11 protein-coding genes and 1 pseudogene are annotated in these 6,900 nt (G+C 45.4%); all 12 read right to left on the bottom strand.

Annotated features, from left to right (window positions below):
- Positions 1-368 (bottom strand): annotated as a pseudogene (locus ACEW80_RS08960) (DNA-directed RNA polymerase subunit alpha); the annotation flags it as partial.
- A gap of 313 nt (positions 369-681) precedes the next feature.
- The gene (rpsK, locus tag ACEW80_RS08955; protein ID WP_010998331.1) at positions 682-1,077 is read right to left on the bottom strand and encodes a 30S ribosomal protein S11; all 396 of its coding nucleotides are present in this window, start codon (positions 1,075-1,077) and stop codon (positions 682-684) included.
- Positions 1,078-1,131: 54 nt separating this feature from the next.
- Positions 1,132-1,512, bottom strand: a complete 381-nt coding sequence (rpsM, locus tag ACEW80_RS08950) for a 30S ribosomal protein S13 (RefSeq protein WP_373526250.1) — start codon at positions 1,510-1,512, stop codon at positions 1,132-1,134.
- A gap of 108 nt (positions 1,513-1,620) precedes the next feature.
- The gene (gene rpmJ, locus ACEW80_RS08945; protein WP_015129703.1) at positions 1,621-1,734 is read right to left on the bottom strand and encodes a 50S ribosomal protein L36; all 114 of its coding nucleotides are present in this window, start codon (positions 1,732-1,734) and stop codon (positions 1,621-1,623) included.
- A 116-nt stretch (positions 1,735-1,850) separates the two neighbouring features.
- Complete coding sequence (infA, locus tag ACEW80_RS08940; RefSeq protein WP_006196724.1) at positions 1,851-2,075, bottom strand: translation initiation factor IF-1; 225 nt, start codon at positions 2,073-2,075, stop codon at positions 1,851-1,853.
- A 178-nt stretch (positions 2,076-2,253) separates the two neighbouring features.
- Positions 2,254-2,808, bottom strand: coding sequence for an adenylate kinase (locus ACEW80_RS08935; protein ID WP_373526249.1), 555 nt, complete (start codon positions 2,806-2,808; stop codon positions 2,254-2,256).
- A 2-nt stretch (positions 2,809-2,810) separates the two neighbouring features.
- Positions 2,811-4,121, bottom strand: a complete 1,311-nt coding sequence (gene secY / locus ACEW80_RS08930) for a preprotein translocase subunit SecY (RefSeq protein WP_373526248.1) — start codon at positions 4,119-4,121, stop codon at positions 2,811-2,813.
- A gap of 74 nt (positions 4,122-4,195) precedes the next feature.
- Positions 4,196-4,639: a 50S ribosomal protein L15 gene (gene rplO / locus ACEW80_RS08925; protein ID WP_373526247.1), complete on the bottom strand. Its 444-nt coding sequence runs from the start codon at positions 4,637-4,639 to the stop codon at positions 4,196-4,198.
- Positions 4,640-4,790: 151 nt separating this feature from the next.
- Positions 4,791-5,318 (bottom strand): 30S ribosomal protein S5, encoded by a 528-nt coding sequence (gene rpsE, locus ACEW80_RS08920; RefSeq protein WP_373526246.1) that lies wholly within the window; start codon positions 5,316-5,318, stop codon positions 4,791-4,793.
- 107 nt (positions 5,319-5,425) lie between these two features.
- Positions 5,426-5,788 carry a 50S ribosomal protein L18 gene (gene rplR / locus ACEW80_RS08915; protein ID WP_373526245.1) on the bottom strand — a complete coding sequence of 121 codons (363 nt, stop codon included), beginning with the start codon at positions 5,786-5,788 and terminating at the stop codon, positions 5,426-5,428.
- A 2-nt stretch (positions 5,789-5,790) separates the two neighbouring features.
- The gene (rplF, locus tag ACEW80_RS08910) at positions 5,791-6,339 is read right to left on the bottom strand and encodes a 50S ribosomal protein L6 (RefSeq protein WP_373526244.1); all 549 of its coding nucleotides are present in this window, start codon (positions 6,337-6,339) and stop codon (positions 5,791-5,793) included.
- Between the two features lie 72 nt (positions 6,340-6,411).
- The gene (gene rpsH, locus ACEW80_RS08905; RefSeq protein WP_012410712.1) at positions 6,412-6,813 is read right to left on the bottom strand and encodes a 30S ribosomal protein S8; all 402 of its coding nucleotides are present in this window, start codon (positions 6,811-6,813) and stop codon (positions 6,412-6,414) included.
- Positions 6,814-6,900 lie beyond the last annotated feature (87 nt).

Below are 6,900 nucleotides of genomic sequence, written 5' to 3'. Positions count from 1 at the left end.
GGATCGATGACTTCTACTTCACTGGGCAAATCAAAATGTGCCGCAGTGATTGTTGCTGGACCACTAACGAGTAATCTACCAATTTGGGGCTGCGAAGAATAGTTTTTCAGGATAACTTCCTTCATTTTCATGAGGATTTCCAACACATCTTCCCGCACACCCGGAACTGTGGCGAACTCATGTGAAACGCCTGCAATCCGCACTGCTGTAACTGCCGTACCTTCTAAATTAGATAGTAAAACCCGCCGCAGTGCGTTGCCAACAGTTGTTCCTTGACCGCGTTCAAGAGGTTCCAAAACAAATTTACTGTAATGGTTCCGACTTTCGTCGGTATTCGACTCTACACATTCAATTTGAAACTGCGCCACGGATGAGCCTCCCTTTTTCTAAGGTGCTGCTAGCAGACAAATCAATTGCCTCCAGAATTGAATTTATGCCCTGTAGATTATAGGTATATCAAACTACTAGTATAAAATTACGGTATAGTTTGACGCTCCTATTGAGCTTGCAGGTGCTGATAATATTTTGGGTAGCCCGAAGTTTAACAGCTTTCCCGGCAGGAAAATCTGACACACTTCTGGTTGCCCAAGCTTTTACTCAATGACAGTTTGCACGTTAGACGCCCAAGCGGTCTTTGCTGACTGTAACTGTAACTTATCGTCCTCACCGCCCAATTGGTGTTTAAACTCGGCGGCGCTTGGGTGGACGACAACCATTGTGAGGAATCGGGGTAATATCCCGAATCAGTGTAATTTCCAGTCCTGCTCCTTGGAGCGCCCGGATAGCAGTTTCTCTACCTGCTCCTGGTCCACTGACCATTACCTCAATTTGGCGCATTCCTTGATCAATGGCTCGACGGGCTGCACTTTCAGCAGCGGTTTGCGCTGCAAAGGGAGTTCCCTTTTTTGCTCCCTTAAAACCGCTAGAACCAGCACTAGCCCAGGAGATGACATCTCCATTTTGATCGGTAATGGTGACAATGCTATTGTTGAAAGTAGACTGGATGTAGGCCATGCCATTGGGTACATTCCGTTTCTGCTTCTTGCTCCCGGATTTTTTAGTTGGTTGTCTCGCCATACTTGTTTAGTTGATTTAAGGTAAAACTTGCTCTGATTAGCAAGCGTTGCAAGATTATTTCCCTGGTGCCTTCTTCTTCCCAGCCACTGTCTGCCTTCTGCCTCGACGGGTTCTGGCATTTGTGCGAGTTCTTTGTCCTCTGACTGGTAAGCCCATGCGATGACGACGCCCTCTGTAGGTACCAATGTCAACTAAGCGCTTGATGTTCAAAGACTCCAAGCGCCGCAAGTCTCCTTCAACTTGATAGTTGGTTTCTATTTCCCCTCGCAGGGTTGTTACATCGGCATCACTCAAGTCCTTAACGCGGGTGTCTGGGTTCACACCTGTAGCCGCAATAATTGCTTGAGCTCGTGATAATCCAATTCCGTAGATGTAAGTCAGACCAATCTCGACGCGTTTATCGCGTGGAAGGTCTACTCCGGCAATACGTGCCACAATGAACTCTCCCTATTCTTCTCGCAATTACTGTTATTTGGAAAAACGTGATTAATCGCGTCTTTTCGTTTTGATGATGATATGCAACTCACTATGTTGGTAAGAGCGTTATCCTTGACGTTGCTTGTGCTTGGGGTTCACGCAAATCACCATGACGCGACCACGACGTTTGATCACGTTACATTTTTCACAGATTTTCTTGACTGAGGCTCTAACTTTCATGCCTTTCTTACTTTGACTCCAAATAGTAAATTATAGCATTTCTAGGTAAATTATTCAACTAGGTGACTAAGAAACAGTCAAAAAGATGATTTTATGGTAAAATTCTCTACATATAGTTACTTCTTTCGTAGTCGATAGGTGATTCTGCCTTTGCTTAAGTCGTAGGGAGTCAGCTCCACCTTGACGCGATCGCCGGGCAAAATCTTGATGTAATTGCGGCGAATCTTGCCGGAAATGTGTGCTAGCACGTTAAAGCCATTGTCCAAGTCAACGCGAAACATCGCATTGGGCAAGGACTCTGTAACCGTGCCTTCCATTTCAATTAAATCTTGCTTAGACAATTTGTTTTTTCCTCAACTCAGCAATCTCCTGTTCAGTTGCAGCGCTTCATCTGCAAAGAAACACATTTTAAGAAATATATCAACAGTTTATTAATATATCTTAGCTAAAATCACTCTGCTTCTTGACAGGGGGAGTGGGGAGTAGTAAGTGGTAAATCCTCTACTCCCGATTCTCAGGTTAGGAAGCGATTACTTTTTGCAGTTCACCAGTGACATCTTCTTGGGACTGATTGCCATTGACTGTTAAAAGTTGATGGCGATCGCCATAATAATCAATTAAAGGTGCAGTTTCAGCGCGGTACACTTCTAAACGACGACGAATCACCTCTTCGGTATCATCTTTTCGTCCTCTAACTAGCAAACGGGCGATCACAACTTCATCTGGTGCATCTAGATTGACTACCCTTTCGCCACTCTGATGTATTTCCTCCAGTAACTTCAAAAGAAAAGTTGCTTGGGTCACTTTGCGGGGAAAACCATCAAGAATCCAACCATTTTTAACATCTGGTTGACTGAGGCGTTCCTGTACCAATTCCTGTACTAACTGGTCGGGTACTAACTCGCCGCTATTTACATAGTTTTGAGCCTTGATTCCCAAATGACTTTGCTCTTTCATGGCTTGTCTTAATATTTCACCCGTAGAAATATGAGGAATATTCAAGTGTTCAGCCAAAATTTGAGCTTGTGTTCCTTTACCAGATCCAGGTGGTCCCAAGAAGATTAGTCGCGTCACTATTATTTCACCATTCCTTCATAGCGCTGAGAGATAACGTAAGTTTGAACTTGTTTGGCTGTCTCAATTGCTACACCAACTAAAATTAGCAAAGATGTAGCACCTATTCCCTGGAAAGTTTTCACATTCAAAGCACTTTCCACGGCGGTAGGGATAATAGCAACCAAGCCTAAAAACATCGCACCCAAAAAGGTGAGTCGGTTCGATACGCGTTCGATATACTCGCTAGTTGCCTTGCCAGGACGAATGCCAGGAATACTAGAACCCATTTTCTTCAAGTTCTGCGCCACATCTACTGGGTTGAGAATCAACGAAGAATAGAAGTAGCTGAAGAAAATGATGGAAATCATATAGACCAAGGCATACACCCAGGAGCTAGAACCGCCTGGACTCAGATAATTGTTAACTATATTCGCCAATTCGGCATTTTTCGTAAAATTGGCGATCAGCAGTGGCAAACTGAGAATGGCAGCAGCAAAAATAATTGGCATCACGCCGCCTTGATTTAGCCGCAGGGGCAAATAGCTACGCTGCTCTGCCAAAACTCGCCGACCGACTTGGCGACGCGCCGAAATAATTGGGATGCGGCGCATTCCTTCCTGCACAACCACAATACCAACAATTGTCGCTAGGAAAACTAAGATTAGCACGATCACGCGACCCACTGTTTCCCGACCGCCGACTTGCACCAAGTCGATAGTATCGCCTAAAGCTTTTGGTAATGACGCGACAATGTTGACAAAAATCAACAATGATGCTCCATTACCAATGCCCCGTTCTGTAATTAATTCTGATGCCCACATTACGAACATAGAACCAGCAGTCAGAGCGATCGCAGTTTCAGCTACGAAGAATGGTCCTGGCTTTAAGGCGAATTGCTGCAAGAATAATGCCGAAAAAGCTGTACTTTGAAGAATCGCCCAACATACAGTGACATAGCGGGTAATTTGCGATATTTTCCGCCGCCCCGCTTCGCCTTCATTTTTCTGTAAATTTTCTAAAGATGGAATCGCCGCAGTAAGCAATTGGATGATAATAGACGCATTAATGAAGGGCAAAATTCCTAAAGCAAAAACTCCCAAAGTCGAAAGTCCTCGCCCGGAAAATATATCCAATAAGCCGAATATAGAATTACTGCCCGATATGGCTTCGGAAAATCTCGGTCTATCAATCCCTGGCACGGGCAAGAAGATGCCCAGGCGAACCAAAATTAAAATACCGACGGTAACAAGCAGCCTACCTCTGAGCCCGGCTGCTTGTGCCATCTGCATAAAAGTTTCTTGAGCCGTTGGGGCTTTATCTCGACTGATCATAGAGTGCTACCTTTATAGTGAACCAGGCGCTGACAGCGAGTTGACTTGCATTTAAGTGCGCTGTTCCGGCTCACTCATAAGACTTCACAACTCCCCCCAGCGGCCTCAATTTTGCTCCGAGCTGTACCTGTGAAAGCTGCCGCTTTTACGTTGAGCGGAATGCTCAATTCCCCATTACCCAAAATTTTCAATGATCCCTTGACCGCAGTCAGGATACCTGCTGCTTTCAAGGAGGTCAAGGTTACTTCCGTATTAGCGGGAAGGGAGGCTAGCTTCTCTACATTAATCGTAGTGTAAATCTTCTGATTCACAATCGGAAAGCCCTTCAGTTTAGGTAAGCGGCGGTACAATGGCTGTTGACCACCTTCAAAACCCGGTCTAGTACCACTACCAGAACGAGATTTTTGACCTCGCATACCTAGACCAGCACTAGCACCCTGACCGGCAGAAATACCTCTGGCTACACGTTTCTTGCGTTTCTTTGAGCCTTTTTGCGGCTTAACATCATTGATTCTCATAGGTTATCAATTTGTCATTTGTCGTTTATCGTTTGTCATCTCTTACAAAGTTCTCATCGGAGGAAACCTCCGCTCAGACTTTGCGCTTTGTCCTTTGTCATTTGTCCTTTGTTATTCACAAATGATTAATGACCAATGACTAATGACTAAATTAGATGTAGAGACTTTCAATAGGAATACCGCGATCTTCGGCGACTTCAGAAAGGGTACGCAGTGTAGATAAGGCATTAACTGCGGCTCTAGCATTATTGAGTGGATTGTTGGAGCCAAGTTGCTTGGCTAAGACGTTACGAACTCCTGCCAATTCCAGCACAGTCCGTACAGCACCACCCGCAATTACCCCAGTACCAGGTGCGGCTGGGCGCATCATCACCTTAGCACCGCCACCGACACCATCAATGGGATGGGGGATGGAGTTGGATTTGGTGATTGGGATATCAATGAGGTGTTTTTTGCCGTCGGCTACGCCTTTTTTGACGGCACCAATTACATCTGAGGCTTTGCCTACTCCGACACCAACTTGACCGCGTTCGTTACCAACGACAACGATCGCTCGGAAGCTGAGTTTTTTACCTCCTTTTACCACTTTGCTGACGCGGCGGATTTGGATTACCCGTTCTTGCCAAGTGGTTTCTTCTTTTTTGGCGCGCTTTGTTTTACTTTTACGCTCTGTTGCCATAATTTATGCTCTGGTGAACGTCATTTGTCAGTTGTCATTTGTCAGTTATCATCTGTCCTTTGTCATTTGTCCAATAACTAATGACCAATGACTAATGACCAATGACTTTAGAAATCTAAGCCAGCTTCGCGTGCTGCATCAGCTAATGCTTTGACACGACCATGATATAAGTTACCACCGCGATCAAAAACTACTTTGGTGATGCCTTTTTCTAGCGATCGCACTGCGATCAACTTCCCAACTTGCACCGATGCGTCGCGGTTTGCACATGACGCTAAAGTAGATTTCAACTCTGGTTCTACAGTCGATGCTGCCACTATAGTTTGATGCTGAGTATCATCAATTACCTGGGCATAACTATGCTCATTAGAACGAAATACCGCTAAACGCGGACGTTCTGGGGAGCCAATCACTTTGCCACGAACGCGTCGATGACGACGGTTTTTTGATTCTCTACGAGTAAGTTTCATATCTACTTCTTACCACCCTTACCAGTCTTACCAGCTTTCCGTCTGACCACTTCACCGGCATAGCGAATACCTTTACCTTTGTAAGGTTCTGGTGGACGAACAGCACGAATTTTGGCGGCTGTGTTGCCGACGATTTCTTTGTCATAGCCACTGACAATGACGTTAGTTGTACCCTCTACTGCAAACTGAATCCCTTCTGGTGGTTCAATTTGCACCTGATGGCTATAACCCATATTCAAAACTAGGTTACGCCCTTGAAGTTGTGCCCGGTAACCAACACCTTGAATTTCCAAACGGCGCTGAAAACCTTGGGAAACTCCCTCGACCATGTTGGCAACTAAAGTGCGGCTCAAGCCGTGCAGCTGCTTTGAAGTACGAGTGTCATCCCGGCGGTTTACCTGTAATATTTCTCCCTCTTGAGAGACTGAGACATTAGCTGTAAGAGTGCGAGAAAGTTCTCCTTTCGGGCCTTTCACCACAATCTTCGCACCATCGATCGCCACTTGAACTTTGGCGGGAATAGTAATTGGACGTTTACCAATACGAGACATGACTTTTTGTCCTTTGTTATTTGTCCTTTGTCCTTTGCCTTTCACTAATGACAAATGACTAATGACCAATGACTACCAAACGTAACAAAGCACTTCCCCACCCAAGTTCTGACGCCGCGCTTCGCGGTCAGTCATAATACCACTGGATGTAGAAATAATGGCAATGCCAATGCCACCTAGTACTCTTGGTAACTCTTTTCTGTTGGAGTAAACACGTAAACCAGGCTTGCTCACTCGCTTTAAGGCGGTGATCAGAGGCTGACGGTTTTTACCTTTGTATTTCAGGGAAATCACCAGATTGTGTTTTACCCCTTCTTCTGCTTCTTCGATTTCAGCAATAAAGCCTTCCTCCCGTAGTACTTTGGCAATACTCCGGGTCATTTTTGTCGCTGGCACTTGTGTAGTTTGATGCCGCGCCAGGTTGGCATTGCGGATGCGCGTCAGCATATCTGCAATTGTGTCGTTAGCCGCCATCGTTCCCTCTATTGATGAACTTCTTGATCGCGAAAGGGCATTCCTAATTCTTTAAGTAAGGCGCGACCCTCTTCGTCGTTTTTTGCT

The sequence above is a fragment of the Nostoc sp. genome, assembly GCF_041747015.1.
In the GTDB taxonomy this organism is placed as follows: Bacteria; Cyanobacteriota; Cyanobacteriia; order Cyanobacteriales; family Nostocaceae; genus Nostoc.
The sequence above is the reverse complement of the archived record's forward strand: the minus strand, read 5'-3'. Positions and strand labels throughout refer to the sequence as shown.